Origin of the sequence: Arthrobacter sp. PvP103 (genome assembly GCF_017833075.1) — a bacterium.
GTDB lineage: Bacteria > Actinomycetota > Actinomycetes > Actinomycetales > Micrococcaceae > Arthrobacter.
Window position 1 is genome coordinate 1 of record NZ_JAFIBQ010000001.1, and the last position, 23064, is coordinate 23064.

Annotated in this window: 20 protein-coding genes and 1 pseudogene; 9 read left to right on the forward strand and 12 right to left on the reverse strand. The window is 67.0% G+C overall.

Annotation, left to right across the window (positions count from 1 at the left end; translation table 11 throughout):
- Both JOE41_RS00005 and JOE41_RS00010 read left to right on the forward strand, forming a co-directional pair.
- A pseudogene (locus JOE41_RS00005) lies at positions 1 to 247 on the forward strand (C4-dicarboxylate ABC transporter); the annotation flags it as partial.
- A 386-nt stretch (positions 248 to 633) separates the two neighbouring features.
- Positions 634 to 1689: a DNA polymerase IV gene (locus JOE41_RS00010; RefSeq protein WP_209753486.1), complete on the forward strand. Its 1056-nt coding sequence runs from the start codon at positions 634 to 636 to the stop codon at positions 1687 to 1689.
- Between the two features lie 137 nt (positions 1690 to 1826).
- Here the strand turns inward: JOE41_RS00010 and JOE41_RS00015 are convergent, their stop codons facing one another.
- Positions 1827 to 2354 carry a DUF427 domain-containing protein gene (locus JOE41_RS00015; protein WP_209750229.1) on the reverse strand — a complete coding sequence of 176 codons (528 nt, stop codon included), beginning with the start codon at positions 2352 to 2354 and terminating at the stop codon, positions 1827 to 1829.
- A gap of 177 nt (positions 2355 to 2531) precedes the next feature.
- On the opposite strand from JOE41_RS00015, the gene JOE41_RS00020 reads away from it, so the two are divergent.
- From JOE41_RS00020 to JOE41_RS00045, 6 genes are all read left to right on the forward strand, one after another.
- Complete coding sequence (locus tag JOE41_RS00020; protein ID WP_209750231.1) at positions 2532 to 2936, forward strand: hypothetical protein; 405 nt, start codon at positions 2532 to 2534, stop codon at positions 2934 to 2936.
- 411 nt (positions 2937 to 3347) lie between these two features.
- The gene (locus JOE41_RS00025) at positions 3348 to 4121 is read left to right on the forward strand and encodes a VOC family protein (RefSeq protein WP_043429741.1); all 774 of its coding nucleotides are present in this window, start codon (positions 3348 to 3350) and stop codon (positions 4119 to 4121) included.
- Between the two features lie 89 nt (positions 4122 to 4210).
- Entirely contained in the window at positions 4211 to 6904 is a 2694-nt protein-coding gene (gene hrpB / locus JOE41_RS00030) for an ATP-dependent helicase HrpB (protein ID WP_209750233.1), read from the forward strand.
- Positions 6843 to 7283 carry a PadR family transcriptional regulator gene (locus JOE41_RS00035; RefSeq protein WP_307800735.1) on the forward strand — a complete coding sequence of 147 codons (441 nt, stop codon included), beginning with the start codon at positions 6843 to 6845 and terminating at the stop codon, positions 7281 to 7283. Before hrpB ends, JOE41_RS00035 begins: the two co-directional genes overlap by 62 nt.
- 138 nt (positions 7284 to 7421) lie before the next feature.
- Complete coding sequence (locus tag JOE41_RS00040; RefSeq protein WP_198011555.1) at positions 7422 to 7574, forward strand: hypothetical protein; 153 nt, start codon at positions 7422 to 7424, stop codon at positions 7572 to 7574.
- A 112-nt stretch (positions 7575 to 7686) separates the two neighbouring features.
- Positions 7687 to 9867 (forward strand): elongation factor G-like protein EF-G2, encoded by a 2181-nt coding sequence (locus JOE41_RS00045; RefSeq protein WP_209750235.1) that lies wholly within the window; start codon positions 7687 to 7689, stop codon positions 9865 to 9867.
- Between the two features lie 18 nt (positions 9868 to 9885).
- Here JOE41_RS00045 and JOE41_RS00050 read toward each other — a convergent pair whose 3' ends face one another.
- Both JOE41_RS00050 and JOE41_RS00055 read right to left on the reverse strand, forming a co-directional pair.
- Positions 9886 to 10563 carry an alpha/beta family hydrolase gene (locus tag JOE41_RS00050; RefSeq protein ID WP_209750237.1) on the reverse strand — a complete coding sequence of 226 codons (678 nt, stop codon included), beginning with the start codon at positions 10561 to 10563 and terminating at the stop codon, positions 9886 to 9888.
- A gap of 28 nt (positions 10564 to 10591) precedes the next feature.
- Entirely contained in the window at positions 10592 to 12508 is a 1917-nt protein-coding gene (locus JOE41_RS00055; protein WP_209750239.1) for an alpha-amylase family glycosyl hydrolase, read from the reverse strand.
- Positions 12509 to 12664: 156 nt separating this feature from the next.
- Between JOE41_RS00055 and ligD the strand changes: the two genes are divergently transcribed.
- Positions 12665 to 13687, forward strand: a complete 1023-nt coding sequence (gene ligD, locus JOE41_RS00060) for a non-homologous end-joining DNA ligase (RefSeq protein ID WP_209750241.1) — start codon at positions 12665 to 12667, stop codon at positions 13685 to 13687.
- Between the two features lie 36 nt (positions 13688 to 13723).
- Here the strand turns inward: ligD and JOE41_RS00065 are convergent, their stop codons facing one another.
- The 9 genes from JOE41_RS00065 to JOE41_RS00105 all read right to left on the reverse strand — a co-directional run bounded on the left by JOE41_RS00065 (position 13724) and on the right by JOE41_RS00105 (position 23064).
- A complete protein-coding gene (locus JOE41_RS00065; protein ID WP_011691878.1) occupies positions 13724 to 14344 on the reverse strand; it encodes an L-threonylcarbamoyladenylate synthase in 621 nt (206 codons plus the stop codon).
- Positions 14345 to 14481: 137 nt separating this feature from the next.
- A complete protein-coding gene (locus JOE41_RS00070) occupies positions 14482 to 15654 on the reverse strand; it encodes an XdhC/CoxI family protein (protein ID WP_011691879.1) in 1173 nt (390 codons plus the stop codon).
- Positions 15655 to 15678: 24 nt separating this feature from the next.
- Positions 15679 to 16404, reverse strand: coding sequence for an SRPBCC family protein (locus JOE41_RS00075; RefSeq protein ID WP_011691880.1), 726 nt, complete (start codon positions 16402 to 16404; stop codon positions 15679 to 15681).
- On the reverse strand, positions 16404 to 17651 hold the full coding sequence (locus tag JOE41_RS00080) for a VWA domain-containing protein (RefSeq protein WP_209750243.1): 1248 nt from the start codon (positions 17649 to 17651) through the stop codon (positions 16404 to 16406). The genes JOE41_RS00075 and JOE41_RS00080 overlap by 1 nt, the downstream gene beginning before the upstream one ends.
- Positions 17644 to 18567 carry a MoxR family ATPase gene (locus JOE41_RS00085; protein WP_011691882.1) on the reverse strand — a complete coding sequence of 308 codons (924 nt, stop codon included), beginning with the start codon at positions 18565 to 18567 and terminating at the stop codon, positions 17644 to 17646. The genes JOE41_RS00080 and JOE41_RS00085 overlap by 8 nt, the downstream gene beginning before the upstream one ends.
- On the reverse strand, positions 18564 to 19232 hold the full coding sequence (locus JOE41_RS00090) for an NTP transferase domain-containing protein (RefSeq protein WP_011691883.1): 669 nt from the start codon (positions 19230 to 19232) through the stop codon (positions 18564 to 18566). Before JOE41_RS00090 ends, JOE41_RS00085 begins: the two co-directional genes overlap by 4 nt.
- Positions 19216 to 20121 carry an XdhC family protein gene (locus JOE41_RS00095; protein WP_011691884.1) on the reverse strand — a complete coding sequence of 302 codons (906 nt, stop codon included), beginning with the start codon at positions 20119 to 20121 and terminating at the stop codon, positions 19216 to 19218. Before JOE41_RS00095 ends, JOE41_RS00090 begins: the two co-directional genes overlap by 17 nt.
- Position 20122: 1 nt before the next feature.
- On the reverse strand, positions 20123 to 22516 hold the full coding sequence (locus JOE41_RS00100; protein WP_011691885.1) for an aerobic carbon-monoxide dehydrogenase large subunit: 2394 nt from the start codon (positions 22514 to 22516) through the stop codon (positions 20123 to 20125).
- Positions 22513 to 23064, reverse strand: coding sequence for a (2Fe-2S)-binding protein (locus JOE41_RS00105; protein ID WP_011691886.1), 552 nt, complete (start codon positions 23062 to 23064; stop codon positions 22513 to 22515). The genes JOE41_RS00100 and JOE41_RS00105 overlap by 4 nt, the downstream gene beginning before the upstream one ends.

Consider the following 23064-nt stretch of genomic DNA (forward strand, 5'->3'; position numbering starts at 1 on the left):
TCCACTGGCCGGTCCGCTGCTTGCCACGAGTTCGCTGAGTGCCTCCGGAACGGTCGCGGCACTTGCCATCGCTGCCACGGTGGTGGATGTCTCTCCCTTCTCCACCGACGGCGCGCTGGTGGTAGCAAACGCCCGCGACGACGATCGGCAGCGCGTCTACCGGCAGCTGATGGCCTACGCCGGCGGAGTGGTGCTGTTCGCCCCGGCCCTGGCCTGGGTCCTGCTGGTACCCACCGGCATTATGTAGCCGAACAGCGACGCAGCTTCAGCCCGGAGCCAGTTCGACGGCGCTGACACACCGAGTCCGACGGCACCAGACCGCAGTGGGGCGGCGAATGATGATCACCGGGATCATCGCCTATTCGCAACGCGCGCCGCTCCACTGCACCGCCACGCAAGAGCGCTGCCAGGGACCCGGCCCTTTTCCGAAGCGCGAACTTCAAGGATCACCCAGGACCGGCTCTCCTTCCACGCCGGCCAGGGGTGATCCTTTGCGTTCGACGTGGCGTCGCTATTTTCACCGTCGAAACCCGTAGCAGGCGCTGGCACCGCCATTCCGGCCAAACTCGGTGGAGAGCCGATGCTTGTGGGCGATGTTTAGGGCAGACTGGTGGCGTGAGCGGAATCCGGTGGGTGCTGCACGTCGATCTCGACCAGTTCATTGCGGCGGTCGAAGTGCTCCGGCGGCCGGAGCTTGCGGGCAAGCCGATCATTGTCGGCGGTCGGGGCGATCCTGCGGAACGAGCTGTGGTGGCGACCGCGTCCTACGAAGCAAGGGCGTTCGGCGTGGGTTCCGGAATGCCGTTACGCATTGCGGCCCGGAAAGTGCCCGACGCTGTGATCCTGCCCGTCGACCAGGAGGCTTACCTCGCGGCGTCCGAAACGGTGATGGCCACCCTGCGCGCGCAGCCGGGCGCCACCGTGCAGGTGCTGGGCTGGGATGAAGCCTTTGTAGGCACTGAGACGGAGAACCCGGAAGCCTACGCCCGGCAGGTGCAGGCCGCTGTCCTGGAGCGAACGCAGCTGCATTGCAGCATAGGCATCGGCGACACTTTGATCCGGGCCAAGGTCGCCACCGGTTTCGGCAAGCCGGCCGGCGTCTTCCGCCTCACTTCAGCTAACTGGCTCAAGGTCATGGGCGACCTGCCCACCAAAGACCTGTGGGGCGTTGGAACCAAAGTGTCTGCCCGGCTGGCCAAACTCGGCATCCACACAGTCGCCGAGCTCGCCGCCACCGACCCCCGGGACCTCGTTCCGGAGTTCGGCCCCAGGATGGGTCCCTGGTACGCGGAGCTCGGACGCGGGGACGGCGCCAGCGTTGTGGACGACACCCCGTGGGTTGCCCGCGGGCATAGCCGGGAGACCACCTTCCAACAGGACCTGACTGCGCCCGCCCAGGTGGACGACGCAGTCAGGGAGCTGACAGCCCGTGTTCTTGAGGATGTTGAGGCCGAGGGGCGGCCCGTGGTCGGGCTGACCCTCAAGGTTCGGTATGCGCCGTTCTTCACCAAGACCCACGCGAAGAAGATCCCCGAAACATTCGATAGGGACGAAATCCTCGCGCGGGCATTGGACCTCGCAGCCGGAATTGAAGCGGGCCGCCCGATCCGGCTCCTGGGCATGCGGGCCGAAATGGCAATGCCCGAGGATGCCCGAAAGGGCCATACGCCCACGCGCGGCGGTTGGTGACGGCGTCCACATGGCCAAGCTTCTGGCGCTGGCGCTGGCGCTGGCGCTGGTAGGGTTTTTGGTGTCTGCGACCGACGTCATAGAAGTGGAGCAGGTACTCTCCGGGTAAGGCTTGCCGGAACGCACGAGCGATGTGCTCACCACCCGGCAGTGCCCGGGCCACCCTTGAACGGGCCGACGATCTTCGTGGTGATCCAACCGCCGTAGAAGTCACCTTCCTGGAAGGTCACCTGCTCGCCGTTGACCTCGCAGGAATCCATGTGGCCCGGGTAGAGGGCAACTCGGCTGCTGAGCGCCTCGAAACCTCGGGCGGGTGCCGGGTAGGTCCACCCGGCACGGGGAACGACGACTCCGCCGGCGACGACGTCGAAGTAGTGTGCTTCTCCCTTGAACTCGCAGAAGGTGGTGCCCTCGACCGGGACGAGTACACCGGCGGGGAATGCGTCCAATGGCAGGTAGTAGACCGGCGGATGACTCGTCTCCAGGACACGCACTGCATCAATGGTGTCGGCAATCACCTGCCCGCCAAGCCGGACGACAACCCGTTCCGATCGGGGCTCGACCCTTGGCGGCCGCGGGTAGTCCCACACCGACTCTTGACCGGCTGTGGGTTTGACGGGCTGGGGACGCCGAAAGAGTCCGGAAAAACCATGAGCAGGAGTCATGTCCCCATGTTGCCACCTTCCGCCGGGATGCCACCGTGAACGCCGGGGAAGTCCCGGCCGGCTGGCCAAATCCTGGAGCCAGGAATCCAATGCGCTTCCCTAGCGGATCGGGAGGAAAATTGTGTGTAGAGAACCTTGTCCAGGCATTCAGCCCGGGCCTTCAACGGGAGAGATGACATGGATAACTTCGTCGCTTACCTTGATACTTCGGAGGTCCGCTCCGGCAAACTTGAGGAACTTAAGGCGGCCATGGCAGAACTTGCCGAGTTCGTTGAACAGAATGAGCCTCGGATCATCTCCTACAGCGTCTGGTTCTCAGAGGACGGCTCCACCATGAGTGTCCTCCACTTTCATCCTGATCTGGCCTCGTTGGAGTTCCACATGAAGGTGGCGGGGCCCAAGTTCCCGCCAGTTGCGCCGCTTATCAAGATGAAGACGATCGAAGTCTTCGGCCGCCCTAGCGAGGACCTTGTGGCGCAACTTCGAGAGAAGGCACAGCTCCTCGGCCCCGGAACCGTCATTGTCCGTGACGTTCACGCCGGCTTCGCCCGTTTTACCCGCGGCCGGTTCTCCCTGCCCTAAGCCGGTCGCGTGTGAGGCCGCCGGACGGGGATCAGCGCCTGAGTCGACCGCTCAAGCCGTGTGGCTATGAGCCGCGCCGGGTCCGCGGCCAGCTCATATGCCCTCACGCCGTGGCGGGCGGAGAAACCGATGAACGCGGAGTAGCCCGCGACATGCCTGACCCGGGCTTCGCGGCCGGCCACTTCCGCATAAAGTGCTCCGCCGCGTGAGATCGGTCCGGGCAATTCGGTGGCCGGCCCCTCGAACAAATCGTCCGTGGACCCCATATCGAGATCCTAGCCTTGCTTGGAGGGCAATGGCGGCCGCGGATCGCCACTCGGTGGGAACGCCCACAAAAGGCTTGAAGCAGTGTCCCTGGCTGCATACGCTGCACAAAAGAAGTGAGGTCCAGAAGAATTGGAAGGCGCCTTAATGACAACCCGTGATACCCAATCGGTCGGCGTGCCGTGCCGGGTCGATACTTTCCAGCCGGATCCCCGGGCGGCCATGGACTTCTACGGCCCGCTCTTCGGCTGGAGTTTTGACGATCCCGCCCCTATGCCGGCCGGACTCGAGGGCAACTACTACGCTGCACGCCTGCAGGGTCGGCTGGTGTCCGGGATCGGCCAGGCACCGGCGATGTTCCGGCCCACGTGGAACACCCACGTGCGTGTCGACGACGTCGGACAGGCGCTCGCCCTTGCCGAGCATGCCGGAGGTAGCCTCGTCGCAGGCCCGTTTGGCGGCGGCACCCATGGTGTTCTGGCCGTGGTTGCGGACTCCACGGGGGTGCCGTTTTGCCTGTGGCAGGCCGGGGAGGGCGACGGCGCCGTGCTGGCCGATGAGCCGAACGCCTGGGCAATGAGCTCGCTGCACACTACCGACGTCGGGAAGGCCCGGGCGTTTTACGGCGCCATGTTCGACTGGGAACTTGAACCGGTGGCGGATGCGCCCTTTGCGCTATGGCGCCGCTCCGGTCAGGTGGTGGCCGTCGTCACCGCCACTGACGGCGTCGCGGTTCCTCCCCATTGGAGCGTCAATTTCGCGGTCACAGATGTGGATTCCGTCGCTCGGCACGCTGAAGCGCTGGGCGGCACCATCCTGATGGCGCCGATGGACACGCCGGGTTTCCGGAACGCTGTGGTCGGCGACCCCCAGGGCGCCTTCATCGCGGTCAGCGCACAGGTCAGCGCACCCGCGACCTGAGTCCCGCCCGTCGAGGGGCGGGCATCGCGCGTCTGCTCCCCGCCCGGCACTGAGAAGGACCGTGTGAACTTTGTAGGCACAATGGAGGCGTGACTTCTCCGCTCGCTTCGGCCGCCGCCCGCTCCGATCCACCCTTCGATTTAGGGGTCATCGGTGCGGGCCTGGCCTTTGCCGCGTCGCTGGGGGAGCTGTCAGATGCCCTGCGCGCCGGCGGCGCGGCCGGGACCGCCGTTGTCCAGGCGCCACCCGGTAGCGGCAAAACCACCCTGGTTCCGCCGTTGCTCGCCAACATCGCAGCCGCCGCGGTGCCCGGTGGCGCAGGGGCTGCCGGCGGAAGAGCCCGGAGCCCGCGGGTTGTTGTCACCCAGCCGCGCCGTGTCGCCGCGCGCTCCGCGGCACGCCGCCTGGCCGACTTGGACGGCAGCCGGCTCGGGGACCGCGTCGGCTACACCGTCCGCGGGGAACGCGTCGGCGGTGCGGGGACCGTGATCGAGTTCGTCACGCCCGGCATCCTGCTGCAGCGGCTCTTGTCCGACCCGGGCCTGGAGACCGTGGACGCGGTGATCCTCGATGAGGTCCACGAGCGGGGGCTGGAGACCGATCTGCTGCTCGGTATGCTCGCCGAGGTCCGCGAGTTGCGCGGCGACCTCATGCTGGTAGCCATGTCCGCCACCTTGGACGCGCCGCGCTTCGCTGCACTCATCGGGACGGGGAACCAAGGGACCGGCACCGAAGGGACGCACGACGGCGGCGGCCCGGCTCCCGTCGTCGACTGTCCTTCCGCTCTATACCCGCTCGAAACCGAGTGGGCGCCCGCCGCCGTGGCGCGACTGGACACGCGGGGCGTGAGCCGTGCGTTCCTAGACCATGTGGCAGACACCGCCGCCGCATCACACGCCGAATCGCTGGCGGCGGACCCGGGCGTGGATGCGCTGGTCTTTCTTCCGGGCGCCCGGGAGGTCTCGCACGTTGCCAGCCGCCTCCGGGGCAGGGTGGACGCCGAAGTGCTGGAGCTGCACGGCCAGGCAAGCCCGGCGGAACAGGACCGGGCAGTGTCGGGGCGGGACCCCGGCGGACGTGCCCGGATCATCGTCTCCACGGCGCTCGCCGAATCCTCACTCACTGTTCCGGGGGTCCGTCTGGTCATCGACTCCGGGCTGTCCCGCGAACCGCGGCGCGACATAAACCGGGGCATGTCCGGCCTGGTGACTGTGTCCTGCTCCCGTGCGTCCGCTGAACAGCGCGCCGGACGCGCCGCACGCCAGGGTCCGGGCCGGGTGGTCCGATGCTATGACCAGAAGGCCTTCGGAGCTGCCCCTGCGCACCAGACCCCGGAAATCGTGGTGGCCGACCTGACCGCAGCGGCGTTGGTCCTGGCCTGCTGGGGATCACCGCGCGGACGAGGATTGGCCCTCCCGGACGCTCCGCCCGCAGCAGCGATGGATGAGGCCGTGGAGGTCCTCCGCGAGCTGGGCGCCGTGGGACAGGATGGCCTCGCCACGGAGCTGGGAAAGACCTTGGCCAGGATTCCGGCCGATCCGCGACTGGCCCGGGCCTTGCTGGACGGCGCCGCAACCGTGGGCCAGCGGACTGCCGCGGAGACTGTCGCCGTCGTCGCCGGTGACCAGCGCGCTCCCGGCGCCGACCTCACCCGGTTGCTGGCCACACTGCGTTCAGGCAAGGATCCGGCGGCGCGGCGCTGGAAAGATGACGTCGGGCGGATGGAAGGGATCGTCCGTAAGCAAGTCGCTGTCGTTGACCGCTCGCGAAGTGTCGCGCCGGTGACCGCCGCGGAGGCGGTCGGGTTCGTCGTCGCCCTCGCTTTCCCTGACCGGGTGGCGCGCCGCGTGCCCGGTGCGGGGGAGCGATACCTGCTCTCTTCCGGTACCCGGGCGGGCCTCCCGGCGGGCAGCCCGCTGTCCGGCCACGAGTGGCTGGCGGTTGCTGAAGTCTCGCGCGCGGAAGGCCGCGACGCGGCGGGAACAGGCGCCGTCATCCGCTCTGCGGCGCCGCTTTCCGTTGACACGGCGGAGGCTGCGACCCGGCACCTGCTGCGTGAAAGCGTGGAGGCCGGGTTCGCCCAGGGTCGGGTCACCGCCCGGCGGGAACGCCGTCTGGGTGCCATCGTGCTTTCCTCGACACCGGTGCGGCCGTCAGCCGCCGAGGGGCGGGCGGCCGTGGCCCGCGCACTGGCGAAGGAAGGGTTGGGAACCATTGGATGGTCGACGGCGGCGGACGCCTTGCGCCGCCGTCTCGCGCTGCTGCACCGCGAACTGGGCAGCCCCTGGCCGGACGTGTCCGAGGGTGCGCTGTTGTCCCGGCTTGATGACTGGCTGGCGCCCGAACTCGAAGCGCTTGCCGGCGGGTCGGCCACGGCCGGCATCGACCTCACGGAACCGCTGCGGCGACTCTTGCCGTGGCCGGACGCGGCCCGGTTCGGGGAGCTGGCGCCGGAGACGCTGGAGGTTCCGAGCGGTTCGCGCGTCAGGATCGATTACCCGGACGCGGAGCACGACGACGGCCGTCCGATTGTAGCGGTCAAATTGCAGGAATGCTTTGGCTGGGCCGAAACACCGCGGTTGGCGGGCGGCCGGGTGCCGGTGCTGTTTCATCTCCTGTCGCCGGCAAGGCGTCCCCTGGCGGTGACGGACGATCTTGCGTCGTTCTGGTCAGGACCATACGCGCAGGTGCGGGCGGAGATGCGCGGCCGCTACCCGAAGCATCCCTGGCCGGAAGACCCGTGGACCGCGCCGGCCACCGCCCGGACCAAGAACAGGATGTAGCCGCCAGGTGTTGGTTCCCCGCCGGCCAGGGTTCGGGCCGGGTTTCGGGCCGGGCGGCCCGCGCAGGGCCAACAGGGGCGATGTCCGCGCGGCAATTCTTTCCCTGCTGGCGGAAGCACCCTCTAACGGGTACGGGCTGATCAAGACAATCGCGGAAAAGACGTCCGGAGCGCGGCGCCCCAGCCACCAGGATGAGCTGGGCAACGCTTGGAACACCGACGCCGAGGGCACGGGTCCGGCGTTTCATCAGAGCGTAGGCAAGCTCATGGGCGTCATTCATCAGTTCCGGGTTGCGGCTAGGGACGAACAGCTTCTGGCCGCCGTCGAAAAGATCGACGACGAAGCCCGCCGGGCGCTGTACCTGATCCTTGCAGAGTAGATCTCCAAGCCCGCAGAGTGTCCCAGTGAGGTAACTGATACACACCGGAAACCTCGCGTCGTTGCCGCGAAACATTGCACGGATACGCTCAGTCCTACCTGGACACAGCGGTCCATGCAGCGAACGGAAGGACACACCATGATGACTCTTTTGAGCACTTTGACACTCTCCCTTCACTCCGGCTGGAAGGACAAGGATCCGCATGCCGGCGGGGCTGGCTCCATGGGCGCTTTCCCCAGCGGGCAACTCACATCCACCCCCTGGGAAGGGTGGTGGCACGACGAAAGCTGACCCCGCGGGCAGGGGCTGCACGTCACCCTCTTGAAGTTCGGCGGCCTCAGGGTGTCGAATCGTCTTACACAGGCCGCATGGCGGCTCACGACTAAGACGCCTGGAGTTGCTCATGTCGGTAAAAAGCCCAAACGGCCGGGCCAAGAGCCCGGCCCGCAGCACCTCTGATTCCCGGCGGGCGGACGCCTCCGCCGGCGCTCCCGCCGATTCGCCGGAGAAAGTCCGCAACGTGGTTCTCGTCGGCCACTCCGGTGCCGGTAAGACAATGCTGGTGGAAGCACTGCTTGCCGCAACCGGCGTGATCTCACGGATGGGATCGATCACCGACGGGACGACAGTCAGCGACGCCGAACCCTCCGAAGTTCACCAACAACGCTCCGTAGTGCTCTCCATAGCCCCCCTCGTGGTGGACGGCATCAAGGTTAATCTCCTGGATACTCCGGGCTACGGTGACTTCACCGGCGAACTCCGCGCAGGACTGCGGGGAGCCGACGCGGCCCTTTTCGTGGTGTCTGCCATCGAGGGCATCGACGCCGCCACCACCGCACTCTGGGGCGAGTGCGACCAGGTGGGGATGCCCAGGGCCGTTGTGATCAGCCGGCTGGATCATCCGCGCGCGAACTTCGAGGCGACGGTGGCCGAGTGCCAGCGCTCGTTCGGCGACTCGGTGGTGCCGGCCTACCTCCCTGTGCGCACCGGAGACGCCACCACCGGGCTGCTGGGACTGCTCTCGCAAACGGTGTCGGACTACTCCGCCGGCTCGCCGACACCCCAAGTGCGGAAAGCCGGCGCGGAAGAGATCGCGGCGTCCGAAAGCGCCCGTGGCACGCTCATTGAGGGCATCATCTCGGAGAGCGAAGATGAAACCCTCATGGACCGCTACCTTGACGGCGAGGAAATCGACGTCAATGCCCTCGTCAGCGACCTGGAGACCGCCGTCGCCCGTGGAACATTCTTCCCGGTGCTGGCAACGTCCGCCGAAACGGGCCTGGGCGTGGCGGAACTCCTGGAAATGCTGACCCGCGCCTTTCCGTCTCCGCTGGAACGCACCCTGCCGCAGGTAACCGGTCTGGGCGGCGAGCCGGCCCCGCCACTGGCGTGCGATCCCGCGGGCCCCCTCGCAGGCGAGGTAGTACGGACCACCATCGACCCGTTCCTCGGCCGCGTCTGCCTGGTGCGGGTCTTCTCCGGCACGCTTCGCGAGGACTCCGCAGTGCATGTCAGCGGCCGGGGGCTGGCCGACCGGGGCCACGAGGACCACGACAGCGACGAACGCCTCACCCACCTCTACTCGCCGGTGGGGTCCACCCTGCGGCCGGTGCCGTACTGCGTGGCGGGGGATATCTGCGCAATCGCCAAGCTGGCCAATGCCGAGACCGGCGACACCGTCTCAGCCAGGGAGGCGCCGCTGCTGGTGGTTTCGTGGGAGATGCCGGAGCCGCTGATGCCCGTGGCAGTGGAGGCCGCAACCCGCAGCGACGAGGACGCCCTGGCCAAGTCCCTGGGGAAGGTGGCCGCCGGTGACCCGACCCTGCGCGTGGAACGGAACGCCGAAACCCATCAGCTGATCCTCTGGTGCATGGGCGAAGCACACGGCGAGGTGGTGCTGGACAGGCTGCGCGAGCAGGGGGTCAAGCTGCAGACCGTGGACGTGGTCACGCCATTGCGGGAAACGTTCGCGGCGCCGGCATCGGGCCACGGCCGGCACGTCAAGCAGTCCGGAGGCCACGGCCAGTACGCCATCTGTGACATTGATGTTGAGCCCCTCGAACGCGGCGCGGGTTTCGAGTTCGTTGACAAGACCGTGGGCGGGGTCATCCCGGGGCAGTACATCGGCTCGGTCGAGAAAGGTGTCCGGGCGCAAATGCAGAAGGGCGTGGCAGCGGGGTTCCCGGTGGTGGACATCCGGGTGACGCTCACCGGCGGCAAAGCGCACAGCGTCGATTCCTCCGACGCGGCCTTCCAGGCGGCGGGGGCGCTGGCGCTGCGGGAAGCCGCGGCAGCGGGCCGGATCCAGCTTCTCGAACCCGTCCTGGCGGTAACCATCAGCGTCGCGGAAGACTATGTAGGGGCGGTGATGAGCGATCTCTCCTCCCGGCGCGGGCGGCTGACCGGAACGGCCTCGGCCGACGGCAGCGGCACCGAAATCAGTGCAGAGATACCGGAACAGGAGTTGCTGCGCTATGCGGTGGACTTGCGGGCATTGACGGCGGGCACGGGCCGTTTCCGGCGGACCTACCTTCGCCACGAGCCCCTGCCCCCGAACATGGCCCACACGGCTCCGAGGCAGTGAGCTCCCGGCTACCTGAACCTAGCCATGTGAGCGCAGATACACAGCAACCGGGGCCGCAACGGCGGCGCCGATCTCCTCCGCACTCCGCTTTTTGCCAGCGACCGCAAACGAGTGGTCACCGCCTTCGTACCAGTGCAGGGTAGCGGTTGGCCCGATACGGGCGACCACACCCTCCAGCAGCTCAGGCGTGGCAAACGTGTCCCGCGTTCCCTGCATGAACAGCATTGGAAGGGTGAGCCCGTAGAGGTGCTCGTCGCGCAGTTTCTCCGGCTTGCCCGGCGGATGCAGCGGATAGCCGAGGTACACCAGCCCGGCCGCCGGCATTCCCTCGGCCACGGCCATGGAGGCCATCCGGCCGCCGAACGACTTGCCGGCGGCCCACACCGGGCCCGTGTCCGAGTGCGCCGCGGCCCTGGCTCCGGCCTCCGCCATGGCGGCACGCCAGGTGGCGATGGCAAGCGGCGGCCGGTCAGGGAATTTCCGTCCGGCCTCGCGGTAGGGGAAGTTGAACCGCAAGGTGGCGACGCCGTCGTCGTTCAGCGCGTTGGTGAAGCCCGCCATGAAGGGATGCTCCATGCCGGCTCCGGCACCGTGTGCCAGCACGAGTGTTGCGAACGGCTTCTCCGGCCGGGCATAGATGCCGGAAACCTGGACATCGCCGACGGTGATGGTTAAGTGGGATTCGGGTACGGGCATGAATCCATGATGCCCGATCAGCCGGGGCTCAGCCGCCGGCCGGGGTGACCCGCAGCCAGCGGAACTCCTGTGGCCGGAGACTGACCCCTCCTTCTATCCGCACCGGGTTGCCGGTCAGCAGGTCCACTGCCCCGGGCGCGAATCCGGAAAGGGTCTGCGCGGTGATGGTCTGGTTTCCGTCGCTGAAGTTGGCGAGGACCAGGATCAGGGTTCCTTCGCCCGGCCGCTGGTAGCCCAGGACGCCGCGGTTATTGGTGTCGAAGTGGACCAGCCGGGTTCCTGCGAATTCCGGGGTTGCTGACCGCGCCGAGATCATGGCGCGAATGCCCTCAAACACCGCACCTTCGGGTGCGGCCGGGTCCTGGCGCTTTGCGTACCTCTCGGCAGGGTAGTGCGGGCGGTGAACCCAGCGGCTGTCCGCGCCGTGGCCTTCCTCGAGGGCGTAGCCGTAGTCATTGAGCTGTCCCACCTCATCGCCAAGGTAGAGAAGGGGGATGCCGCCGGTGCTGAAGGTTACCGAATGGGCGAGCAGGATCCGGTCCACCGCCTGGCCGGTGCCGCCCTCCAGACCGCAGAGCGACGCCGTCGTGCCGGAGATGCGGCAATCACCCGTACGCGGGTTGTCCTGGAAGGGAACGCCGCGCGCGAAGCTGCCAGGGAAGCGATTGACGTAGAAGGCGTTGAGGAAGCGTCGGTGGTCGAAGCCGTTGATGCCCAGTTCCGCGGCGTCCTCGTCCGCGAAGGTCCAGCCGATATCGTCGTGGCTGCGTACGTAGTTCACCCACGAAGTGCCTTCCGGAATGTTGTGCCTGCGTTCGAGGGCCTGCGACAGGAGCGACACATCGCGGGTGGCCATCGACTCCCAGATCAGCGCCATCTGCAGCGGGTTGTAGGAAAGCTGGCACTCTGCCGGATCGATGTACAGCGCCACTTCGTCGGGGTGGACGATCGCCTCGGACTTGAACAGCAGCGACGGCGCGGCCAGGCGGCAGACGGCGTTGAAGGCCTGCAGCAGGGTGTGGGCTTCGGGGAGGTTCTCGCACGGGGTTCCGAGCTGCTTCCAGATGAAGGCGACTGCATCCATCCGCAGGATGTCCACCCCCTGGTTGGCCAGGAAGAGCATCTCCCCGGCCATGGCCCGGAAGACGTCCGGATTGGAGTAGTTCAGGTCCCACTGGTACGTGTGGAACGTGGCCCAGACCCAGCGGCCGTCCTCCATCTGGATGAAGGACCCCGGATGGTTCTCCGGGAAGATCTCGCGCACATTCTGCTCGAAAGCGTCCGGCATGGCCCGGTCCGGGAAGATCCAGTAGTAATCGCTGTACCCGGAATCGCCCGCCGCGGCCCGCTTTGCCCACTCGTGCTCATCCGAGGTGTGGTTGAAAATGAAGTCAACCACCAGGCTGATGCCGTTGGACCGCAGCTCAGCGGCCAGTTCACGCAGCTGTTCCATGGTCCCCAGTTTCGGGTTGACCTGGCGGTAACTGGAGACGGCGTACCCGCCGTCGGAATGCGGTTCAGGTGCCAGGAACAGCGGCATCAGATGCAGGTAGGTGAGGCCGAGCTCTTTGAAATACGGAATCCGGGCGCGGACTCCCTCGAGGTCCTCCGCATAGCGGGCGACGTAGCAGACGCCGCCTAGCATGGTGTTGGCGAGGAACCACCCGGCATGGTGTTCCCGTTCTGCGTCCAGGGCTTTGAGGTCCGCCGGGCGTTCGTTCCAGGAACGGGCCGTCTGGAGGACCAGCGCCGTCAACTGCTCCTCAAAGTCCGGGCGCCTGCCATACAGGGTGTGGAAGAGCCGGTACAGGTCAGGAAAATGACGGTCGAGGCGCCGCCGGAAGTCCACACTGTCCTGTCCGCGGGACATGAGGTCCTCCTGCGCAGCCAGCGCGCTCAGTGCACGTTGCCTCGCTGCCTGGTCCACACCAGCGGCTTCAATCATGGAACGGGTCTCCTTCGACGGTTGGCCGCCACGTGGGGAATAGGCCAGTTCACATCCTTACAGACCGGAAGTCGCGTGCCCAGTGAGCTGGCCGAAGTTTCTTCCATTCGGTAGCCAACTGCTGACGGAGCGGACCGGGCGGGGTAGGTTGTCACCATGGCGAGCGAATCCACCACCCTCACCGTCGGGGGCCCGAACGGCCCCCGCGATATGCGGATCTCAAGTCCCGGCCGTGTCCTATGGCCGGATCTCGGGCTGACCAAGCTGGACCTTGCGCGCTACCTCGCGGAGGTGGGTGACGCCTTTATCGCGGCGAACGGCGGGCGTCCCGTTGCCCTACAGCGGTTTTCGGACAACGTCGACGGCGAGCAGTTCTTCTCCAAAAATCCGCCCAAGGGCACGCCGGACTTCATCCGGTCGGTGAAGGTGGTCTTTCCGAGTGCGCGTTCTCACCCGATGCTGGTCCTGGACGAACCGGCCGCCGCCGTCTGGGCTGCGCAGATGAACACAGTGGTGTTCCACCCCTGGCCGTCGCGTGCCGAAAACACGGACAACCCGGACCAGTTGCGGATCGACCTGGACCCCCAGCCTGGAACCGACTTCGACGACGCCATCCCTGCAGCCCTGGAGCTGAAGGAGGTGCTCGCGGAAGCCGGACTCGCCACCTTTATCAAGACCTCGGGGAACCGCGGCCTCCACGTCTATGCGCCGGTGGAGCCGGCTTTTGAGTTCCTGGATGTCCGCCACGCAGTCATCGCCGCCGCCCGTGAACTGGAGCGGCGGATGCCGGACAAGGTCACCACGGCCTGGTGGAAGGAAGAACGCGGCGAACGGGTGTTCGTGGACTTCAACCAGGCAAACCGCGACCGCACCATCGCCGGCGCCTACAGCCCCCGTGCACTGGGCCACGCCCCGGTGTCCTGCCCGATCACCTGGGACGAACTGGGCAGCGCGGACCCGAAGGATTTCACCATTCTTACCGTCCCCGAACGGCTCCGGACTGTCGGGGACCCGTGGGCGGACATGAGCGCCAACCCGGGAAAAATTGACGTGCTGCTCGAGTGGTGGGAGCGCGACGTCGGCTCCGGACTGGGGGAGCTTCCGTTCCCGCCGGACTACCCCAAGATGCCAGGTGAACCTCCGCGGGTTCAGCCCAGCAGGGCCCGCAAGAAGGACTAAACCCGGCCGTGCCGGACGTTCGCAGGCGGAAGGCGGCTACTCGAACCGGGAGGGATCGCCCATGCCGTGGCGCACTACTTCCGCCGAACCGCTCGAGAAGTCGATGACCGTGGTCGGTTCCGCACCGCAGTCCCCGGAATCAACCACTGCATCCACCACGTGGTCCAGCCGTTCCTTGATTTCCCAGCCCTGGGTCAGCGGCTCCTCCTCGTCGGGCAGCAGCAGCGTGCTGGAGAGCAGGGGCTCGCCCAGCTCGGCCAGCAGCGCCTGGACCACGGCGTTGTCCGGGATGCGGACGCCCACGGTCTTCTTCTTCGGGTGCAGCAGGCGCTTGGGCACTTCCTTCGTGGCGGGAAGGATGAAGGTGTAGCTGCCCGGGGTGACTGCCTTGATGCTGCGGAACACATCGTTGTCGATCTGGACGAACTGGCCCAGCTGGGCAAAATCCTTGCAGACCAGGGTGAAGTGGTGTTTGTTGTCCAGCTGCCGAATGGCACGGATACGGTCCAGGGCCTCGCGGTTACCGAGCTGCGCACCGAGGGCATAGCAGGAGTCGGTGGGATATGCGATCAGTCCGCCGGACCGCAAGAGCTCCACTATCTGGCCAATTGCACGGGGCTGGGGATCGTCGGGGTGCACGTCAAAGTATCTCGCCATTCCCTGAGCTTATGGCCCTGCGTTAATTTCTGCACGGAGAACAGCCACCTCCGCGTGGCAGGGTGGGGTGCCCAATGGCGATCATGCCGCGAAGGACTTCGTCGTCAATCAACGCCAGTCGCCTCGGAGCGGATGAGTTATGGATCCGTCTGTGGCGCGGGGACTGCCGTGTCAGTGGCCCGCCCGGGCGTTTCGTCGTGATGGATCCGCTCCGCTCGGGACCCCAGCGGCTCACCGCTGCCACCCCATTGCAGGGCGATGATCTCGGCCCCGATCGATACCGCTGTTTCTTCGGGAGTGCGCGCCCCCAGGTCCAGGCCAACGGGACTGTGCAGTTTCAGCAGTTGCTCGTCGCTCAGGCCTGCAGCGCGAAGCCTTTCCATCCGATCGTTGTGCGTGCGCCGGGAGCCCATCGCACCGATGTATGCGACGGGACGGCCTCGAAGGGCCGCCTCCAGCACCGGGACATCGAACTTGGGGTCGTGGGTCAGGACACAAATCACGGTCCGCTCGTCGAGAAGCCCCCGGGCGAGCTGCTCGGAGAGGTAATGGTGCGGCCAAGCACGGACCACCTCCGCGGCGTCGGGGAACCGCGCTTGGGTGGCAAATACGGCGCGGGCGTCACAAACGGTGACCTGATAGCCCAGGAAGGTACCCAACCGTGCCAGTGCCGCGGCAAAGTCGATGGCTCCGAAGACCAGCATCCGCGGCCGCGGCGCGTAACTGGCGAAGAACACGGACATGCCGGTGTCGAGGCGCTCGCCGTCAGGGCCGTAAGTCAGGACGGAATTCCGGCCGGCTGCCAGCAGGCCCTGGGTGTCGTCGCCGACGGCGTGATCGGCCCGGACCGAACCCAGCCCGCCTTCGAATCCGCTGGGCCGGACGACGAGGTGGCGGCCCAGCCAGCCGGGATCGGGGTGCTCGATCACGGTGGCAACTCCTACCGGGCGGGATGTCTCGATGTCCTCACGGACCCGGTCCAGCTCCGCGAAGGTTTGCTGCGAAATTGGCTCTACAAACACCTCAATAGTGCCGCCGCAGGTCAACCCGACCGAGAAGGCGTCGTCGTCGCTGACGCCGTAGCTCACCAGGACCGGGCGGTGGTCGGCCTTCACCTGTGTGGCAAGCTCGTAGACGGCACCCTCGACGCAGCCTCCCGAGACCGAGCCGAAGACTTCGCCGGTGGCCGTGACCAGCATGGCAGCGCCCGGGGGCCTCGGTGCGGAACGGAAAGTCCGCACGACGGTAGCCAAACCGGCGGTGCCACCCTGCAGCCAGCCCGGCGTCATGGCGGCGAGAACGTCACGCATTTTGCTCTGTCCTCCACCGCCGGCTCAGGGCCGGCCCGAGCGCAGCCCCGCACGGCGGCCCAGCCGATAAGCACAAAACGCTACGGCGGCAAGCAGCCCGATGAGTTTCCCGGGGTTGCTGAGCTGATCGTTGAGCATTCTCTTAGCCAGCAAAAGTGCATTCAGGCTGTTGTCGGGCTGCGAAGGTGGCGACGGGGCAGACGGCGACAACGGTGCGGATAGTGCGGCAACAGGTGCCCCAAGTGACCCGGAAAGAGGTGCCGGCGGTGCTTCCTGCCCGGCCTCGCCCGGTGCCTCCCCGGCAGGTTCCGCCAGCAGCGTCTGCAGGTTGGCGGCGAACAGCGCCATCATCTGCTCGGTGACGCCGCCGATGACGCTTTTCCCCATTGCGGCGGCCTTTCCGGACAGGGCCAGGTCGGCGCTGACCGTACCCTGCGTCGAACCTTGCGCCTCTGCCAGGCGCAGGGTCACAGTGGCTTCGGCCGTACCTTGGCCTCGGGTTTCCTGCGCCCGGCCCTGGAACACCGCGCGGTGTTCGCCGGCGTTCCGTTCGAGGACGGACATCTGCCCTTTGTACTGCATGGAAACCGGTCCCAGCTTCACCTTCATCCCTATCTGATAGGCGTCGTCGGAAAGCTTGTTCAGGACCTGAGCCCCTGGAACGCATCCGGCCACGCGCTGGAAGTCCATGAGCGTGTCCCAGACTTTGTCGATTGGAGCGACTACGGAGAAAGCGCTGTCTATTTGCATTAGCTGTTGCCCTGCCTCTCTTGTGTTGTCCTGCGCCCGTCCCGGACCGCGGCTGCCACTTCCGCGAGGGCCGCATAGTTGTGGCCGCTGACAAAGGCGTCGCAGTAGGGGAGCGCCGCCGCCATACCGCCCGCCAGCGGCCGGTAGTTCACGTCCGCCTTCCTCGGATTAACCCAGACAATCCGGTAGGCGAGCCGCTTCAGGCGTTCCATTTGCGTGGCCACGAGGTCCGGATCATCCTGGGCCCAGCCGTCGGAGAGCACAACCACCACCGCACCCCTGGCCAAACCGCGGCGGCCGTGCGCATCAATGAAGCTCCGCAGGCTTTCCGCGATCTGTGTCCCTCCAGCCCAGTCCGGCGCCCTCGCGGCGGCCCGGGCCAGCGCCTGATCAGGGTTCCGGACTGCCAGCTGCCGCGTCAGCCGCGTCAGGCGGGTAGAGAACACGAACGCCTCCGCCCGGGCTCCGGCCACGGCGCCCTGCAGTAATGACAGGAACACCCTCGTGTAGGGCTCCATGGACGCCGATACATCGCACAGCAGGACCAGCTGCCGCGGACGGGGCCGGCGATGGGCGTAGATGAGCCTTGTGGCATCGGAGCCGGTGCGCTGGGCTGCACGGACGGTGCTCCGGATGTCCAGCCGTGCGTTGTTATGCGAAGACTTGCGGGTCCTGCGGCTCAGGCGCACCGGCGTGGCGAAGACTATCGCCCGAACGAGCCGGCGTACCTCGACCACCTCCTCGGCGGAGAGCTCAGCGAAGGACGTTTCGTGCAGTCTTTCCTCCGTCGACGCCATGGCTAGGATGGCCTCGCGCTCAGGGCCGTTCCCCTCGTCGGAGTGTTCCCTGCCGGGAAGCAGAGCGGGCGGCGAAGCCTTGGGGAGGGCCGCCGGCGCACTCGCCAGCCCTGACGGCGGGGCCGGGCGGAGGCGCGCCCCGGAGATGAGTGCCGGGGGTGCCTTGGTGGCGCCCCGGCTGTCGGCAGGGTCAAGCCGGCCGTCAAACACGGCGGCAAAGACGGCGTCGAAAACCGGCACCTGCTCCCGGGAGGCCACCAGGACCACCCGGCACGTCCAGTAAAGCTGTTCGCGGGCGAAGGGCGGGATCAGGCGGAGCGCTTCAGCCAGCCGAACGGCGCGGTCCGGGGAAGTCGACAGGCCGGCACGGCGCAGCGCCGTGACAAGGCCGGCGGCCAGGGAAGCGGCCTCCACTCCGGGCGGGCTGATGGCGGCGCCGAATTCAGCCATGGCCGTCCCCGACCAGCCAGGCCGCGCCACGCGCTCCCACGAGCTCAAGGTCGTCCCTGTTCTTGACGATCGAGCCCCAGGTCTTCTCCACGGTGGGCGCATCGATGTGCGTGATGCCGAGCACCGACAAAGCGGAGACCCAGTCGATCGCTTCGGCGATCCCGGGAGGCTTGGCCATGTCCAGTGAACGCATCTTCGTGATGGCGGACGCTGCCTCCTGTGCCAGGGGACCGGCGCTTCCGGGGACACGGCGCCGCACGATCTCGGCAATCCGCGCGGGCACGGGGTAGTCGATCCAGTGATAGAGGCAGCGGCGCGTGAGCGCGTCATGCAGGTCCCTCGTCCGGTTGGACGTGAGGACCACAACCGGCGGATGCGTGGCCCGGATGGTGCCCAGTTCCGGGATGGTCACAGCCGCCTCTGCCAGCAGTTCGAAGGTGAACGCCTCGAATTCGGCGTCAGCCCTGTCGATCTCGTCCAGCAGCAGCACGGCCGGGCGCGGTCCGGGATGTTCGATTGCCTGGAGCAGCGGCCGGCGCAGCAGGTACTGCGGCCCGAAGAGGTCCGACTCGTTCAGGGCTGCGTCGCGGACTTCTGCCAGCCGGATCCCGAGCAGCTGGCGCTGGTGGTTCCATTCATAGAGCGCTTCACCTGCGTCAATCCCCTCATAGCACTGCAGCCGGAACAGGGGAGTGTTGAGCACGTGGGCCAGCGCCTTCGCAGCCTCCGTCTTGCCCACCCCCGCTTCTCCTTCCAGCAGGATGGGCTGGGGCAAACGCACGGCCAGGAACAGCGCCGTGGCCAGTCCGACGTCGGCTAGGTAGTCGACGTCGTCAAGTGCAGCCATTAGCGACGGAACGTCAGGAACCAGCTGCTGCACATCTTCTTCCGCGCCACTGCGCGCAGCGTTGTTCACGGTGCGCCCCGAAGTGCGTTGAGCACCCGTTCGTAGTCCTCATCGGTGTTGATGTCCAGGGGAATAGCGCCGGAGACGGTTACCTCGGCCACCTCCGACGCCCGCTCCTCCAGCAACTTCCAAACCGCCTTGTCGCCGTGCAGTCCGGCGAGCGCCGGCAGGGCGGACCGGGCAAAGGCAAACGGATGGCCGATTCCGTCGTCGTAGCGGCAGACGGCGATTCCGGACTGCCCGCGTCCCGCCAGCAACCTGTACACATTCCGGGCCATGACCCCCGGCTGGTCCCCGAGCAACAGGACCACCACGTCAGTGTCGGAATGAAGCGACGGCAGGGCGGCGGCTATCGACGATCCACACCCGGTGCCGAAGTCCGGGTTGACGGCGACATCGCAGCCAGCCGTGTTCACGCCTTTCAGCACCTCTTCGCTCGAGCCGCCCACCGCCAACACCAGCTGGGCGAAGCCGCAGGCCCGGGCGGTGGCCAGTACGGCGTCGAGCAGCACCCCGTCTCCGTAGGGAAGGAGCTGCTTGGGGCGTCCCAGCCGGCGAGATCCGCCCGCAGCCAGGACCAGCCCGGCAATCCGGGGCTTTCCGGTTGGACGGCCAGGTGTCAGCGGGTCAGGGCTGCGTGCATGGCGCGGCTGGGCTTCAGCGGGAGGCGTCATAGCGTTCCGGATCTTTGCGGAATGCCTCGTAGCATCCCCGGGAACAGAAATAAATGGTGGTGCCGCCGTGCTCGAGGTGCAGCGTTGACTCGACGGCGGCAACAGTCATCCCGCACACAGGGTCAATGGCCGTCGCCGGTGCGCTTTGTCCAGCCGCCGGGTGCCGTCCCTTGGCCCGTTCGGCAATGAGCTGCGCGAGGATGGACACGGCGATCTCGCCCGGGGTGCGGGCTCCCAGGTCCAGCCCTGCCGGGCTGAACACACGGGAGCGCAAAGATTCGTCCACGTCCAGGGATGCCAGGACGGCGGCGCCCCGCACCTCGCTGGCAACCAGCGCGACGTAGGGCACCCCGGCACGCAGGGCGCCTTCCAGCGCACCTTCTTCCTCCCTGCCGTGGGAAGCGACGATCAGGGCGGCGTCGTCGGGCCGGGGGTCGGCCGCCTGCCCGTCGGTCAGTTCCATCTGCAGGCCGACTCCGGCTCCGAGTGAAGCCAGGGCCTGGGCCACCGGGGTTGTGCCGACCACTAGGACCCGCGGCGCCGGGATGTGCGGCTCGAGGAAGATTTCCACCGCTCCTCCGCTGAGGCAGGGGTTTGACACCTCGACGGCGCCTTCCTCGCTCCGGTGCGACGGCTCGCCGGGCACAACGCGGAGCAACAATGGCTCCTGGGCTGCGAGTGCCTTCAGGCTATATTCCCGCACGGAGGCTTCGACGCAGTTTCCGCCCACGAAGCCATTCATTTCCCCGGTGGACAGGATCAGGGCGTTGTCACCGGCGTGTGCGCTCGTGGGCCGCTGCGCCCGCACAACCGTGGCACGGACGAAGGGCTCCCGGCGGCTGATGAGTTCCGTTGCCCTTGCCGCAAGGGTTTCTCCCGTGGCCTGCATGTCAGATCGGTGGCCTTGGCCGGCCCTGCATGGCCTCCCATACCCGGGCGGGCGTGCACGGCATGTCCATGTGGACCACCCCGTAAGGTGCCAGGGCGTCGACGATCGCGTTCACGATGGCCGGGGGCGAGCCGACTGTGGCGGACTCTCCGATGCCCTTGGCGCCGATGGGGTGGTGCGGTGACGGCGTCACTGTAAATCCGGTCTCCCAGTCCGGTACCTCCATCGCCGTGGGGATCAGGTAGTCCATAAAGGAGCCGCCCAGGCAGTTGCCCGCCTCATCGAACTCAATGATTTCCATGAGGGCCATGCCGACGCCGTCGGTCAGGCCGCCGTGCACCTGGCCTTCGATAATCATCGGGTTGATCCGGGTCCCGCAGTCATCCACCGCGATGAAACGCCGCACCTTGACGTGGCCTGTACCCGGATCGATGTCCACTACGCAGATGTAGGCACCGAAGGGGAACGTCAGGTTCGGCGGGTCGTAGGTGACCTCTGCGTCGAGGTTGCCGTCGATTCCCTCGGGGAGCGTCATTGTGCCGTGGGCGGCCATGGCGATTTCCTCGATGGTCTTCCCGGCGCCGGGATCGCCCTTGACGAACCAGCGGCCCTTCTCCCACTCGAGGTCTTCGGGCCGGGTTTCGAGCATGGCTGCGGCGATAAGCTTCGCCTTTTCGCGGACCTTCCGCGCAACGAGTGCCACCGCCCCGCCGCTGACCGGTGTCGACCGGCTCCCGTACGTGCCCAGGCCGAAGGGCGTCTGGTCCGTGTCGCCGTGGACGACGTCGATGTTCTCCGGCGGAATGCCGAGCTCTTCCGCGACGATCTGCGCGAACGTGGTCTCGTGGCCCTGCCCCTGGCTCTGGACGGAAAGCCGCACGACGGCCTTGCCGGTGGGGTGGACGCGCAACTCGGCGCCGTCGGCCATGCCCAGACCCACGATGTCGAAGTGCTTGCGCGGGCCGGCTCCCACGACCTCAGTGAAGAAGGCGACGCCGATGCCCATGAGTTCGCCACGTTCGCGTTTTTCTACCTGCTCGCGCCGGAGCGCCTCGTAGCCGGCCATCTTCATCGACAGGCGCATGGCCTCTTCATAGTTGCCTGAGTCATAGACCCAGCCGGTTTTGTTCGCGTAGGGGAACTGTTCGGGCTTGATGAAGTTCTTCAGCCGGAGTTCCGCCGGGTCCATGTCCAGCTTTCGGGCCAGGATGTCCACCATCCGCTCCACCAGGTAGACGGCTTCCGTCACCCGGAACGAGCACGCGTAGGCAACGCCGCCCGGAGCCTTGTTGGTGTAGACGCCTCTGACCTTGCAGAACGCGGCCTTCAGGTCGTAGCTGCCAGTGAAGATCGAGAAGAAGCCGGCGGGGTTCTTGGTGGGCTGCGCGGTGGCGTTGAACGCGCCGTGATCGGCCAGCACGCTGGTCCTGAGAGCGAGGATCTTGCCGTCTTTGGTGGCGGCGATCTCGCCCTGCATGATGTAGTCCCGGGCGAACGACGTCGACATCAGGTTTTCCGAGCGGTCCTCCACCCACTTCACCGGCTTGCCGGTGACGATCGATCCGACGACGGCGAGGATGTAGCCGGGATAGATGCCCACCTTGTTACCGAACCCGCCGCCGATATCAGGAGAGACGATACGGATCTTGTGTTCCGGGATGCCGGCCACAATCGCGAACAGGGTGCGGTGCGCGTGCGGGGCCTGGGTCGTCTCATAGAGCGTCAGCTTTCCGGAGACGGCATCGAAGTCCGCGACGGCGCCGCAGGTCTCCATGGGTGCCGGATGGACTCGAGGGTAGACGACCTCCTGTGCCACTACGACGTCGGCGGCGGCGAATACCGCCTCGGTTTCCGCCTCATCGCCCATCTCCCAGTCGAAAATCCGGTTGTCCGTCCGGCCTTCGAGATCATCCCGGATCAGGGGGGCGTCCGGGTCCAGGGCTTTGCGCGCATCGATCACCGGAGGGAGCAGGTCATATTCGACGTCGATCAGTTCCAAGGCGTCGCGGGCGGCGTAGCGGTTCTCCGCGACGACGAAAGCAACCTCCTGCCCCTGGAAGCGCACTTTGTCGGTCACGAGCACGGCCTGCACATCCGCTGAAAGCGTGGGCGCCCAGGCCAGATTGAGCGCCAGCAGGTCCTTGCCGGTGATCACGGCGAGTACTTTCGGGTGGGCCAACGCGTTGGTGGTGTCGATCGAGACCAGCCGCGCATGGGCGACCGGGGCGCGCAGGATGGCGCCGTGCAGCATTCCCGGCAGCACAATGTCGTCGACGTAGTGGCCCATCCCACGGACGAACCGGGGGTCTTCCTTGCGCTGGATGCGCCCGTACCCGATCGGGCGGTCGGCGTCACCGGCCGCCGGATTGCCGGGCCGATGGTGGGTAACAGTCATGCCTTCACCTCTGTGTCTGCGACGTCCGGGACCGCCGTGTCCGTACCCTCGATGACTTCGTCTGGTGCAGCAACGTCAGCGGCCGCCCCTGCCGGGTGGGCGGCAGCCCACTGCACTGAGCGGACGATGGTGGCATATCCGGTGCAGCGGCAGATCTGCCCGGAAATGGCCTTCCGGATCTCGGTGTCGTCCGGATACGGGTTCTTGTCCAGCAAGGCGCGTGCCGTGAGCATCATGCCGGGGGTGCAGAAGCCGCACTGCAGCCCGTGCTCCTCCATGAACCCCTGCTGAACCGGATCGAGAGTGCCTGCCGTGGCGAGTCCTTCAACGGTGCGGATATCGTGGCCGGCCGCCATCGCCGCGAGCACGGTGCAGGACTTCACGGGCTGGCCGTCCATTAGGACCACGCACGTTCCGCAGTTGGTGGTGTCGCACCCCCAGTGCGTGCCCGTGAGGCCAAGGACTTCGCGGATGTAATGAACCAGCAGCACCCGCGGTTCGATGTCGGAGGCTACTTCGTTGCCGTTCACGGTCATGCTGATCTGCAT

Coding starts and splice junctions, on each gene's coding strand:
- JOE41_RS00045 (WP_209750235.1), top strand. CDS start 7,687: ATGTCGGTAAAAAGCCCAAACGGCCGGGCCAAGAGCCCGGCCCGCAGC.
- JOE41_RS00055 (WP_209750239.1), bottom strand. CDS start 12,508: ATGATTGAAGCCGCTGGTGTGGACCAGGCAGCGAGGCAACGTGCACTG.
- JOE41_RS00050 (WP_209750237.1), bottom strand. CDS start 10,563: ATGCCCGTACCCGAATCCCACTTAACCATCACCGTCGGCGATGTCCAG.
- JOE41_RS00100 (WP_011691885.1), bottom strand. CDS start 22,516: ATGACTGTTACCCACCATCGGCCCGGCAATCCGGCGGCCGGTGACGCC.
- JOE41_RS00075 (WP_011691880.1), bottom strand. CDS start 16,404: ATGCAAATAGACAGCGCTTTCTCCGTAGTCGCTCCAATCGACAAAGTC.
- ligD (WP_209750241.1), top strand. CDS start 12,665: ATGGCGAGCGAATCCACCACCCTCACCGTCGGGGGCCCGAACGGCCCC.
- JOE41_RS00095 (WP_011691884.1), bottom strand. CDS start 20,121: ATGCAGGCCACGGGAGAAACCCTTGCGGCAAGGGCAACGGAACTCATC.
- JOE41_RS00015 (WP_209750229.1), bottom strand. CDS start 2,354: ATGACTCCTGCTCATGGTTTTTCCGGACTCTTTCGGCGTCCCCAGCCC.
- JOE41_RS00040 (WP_198011555.1), top strand. CDS start 7,422: ATGATGACTCTTTTGAGCACTTTGACACTCTCCCTTCACTCCGGCTGG.
- JOE41_RS00080 (WP_209750243.1), bottom strand. CDS start 17,651: ATGGCTGAATTCGGCGCCGCCATCAGCCCGCCCGGAGTGGAGGCCGCT.
- JOE41_RS00020 (WP_209750231.1), top strand. CDS start 2,532: ATGGATAACTTCGTCGCTTACCTTGATACTTCGGAGGTCCGCTCCGGC.
- JOE41_RS00105 (WP_011691886.1), bottom strand. CDS start 23,064: ATGCAGATCAGCATGACCGTGAACGGCAACGAAGTAGCCTCCGACATC.
- JOE41_RS00065 (WP_011691878.1), bottom strand. CDS start 14,344: ATGGCGAGATACTTTGACGTGCACCCCGACGATCCCCAGCCCCGTGCA.
- JOE41_RS00025 (WP_043429741.1), top strand. CDS start 3,348: ATGACAACCCGTGATACCCAATCGGTCGGCGTGCCGTGCCGGGTCGAT.
- JOE41_RS00090 (WP_011691883.1), bottom strand. CDS start 19,232: ATGACGCCTCCCGCTGAAGCCCAGCCGCGCCATGCACGCAGCCCTGAC.
- JOE41_RS00070 (WP_011691879.1), bottom strand. CDS start 15,654: ATGCGTGACGTTCTCGCCGCCATGACGCCGGGCTGGCTGCAGGGTGGC.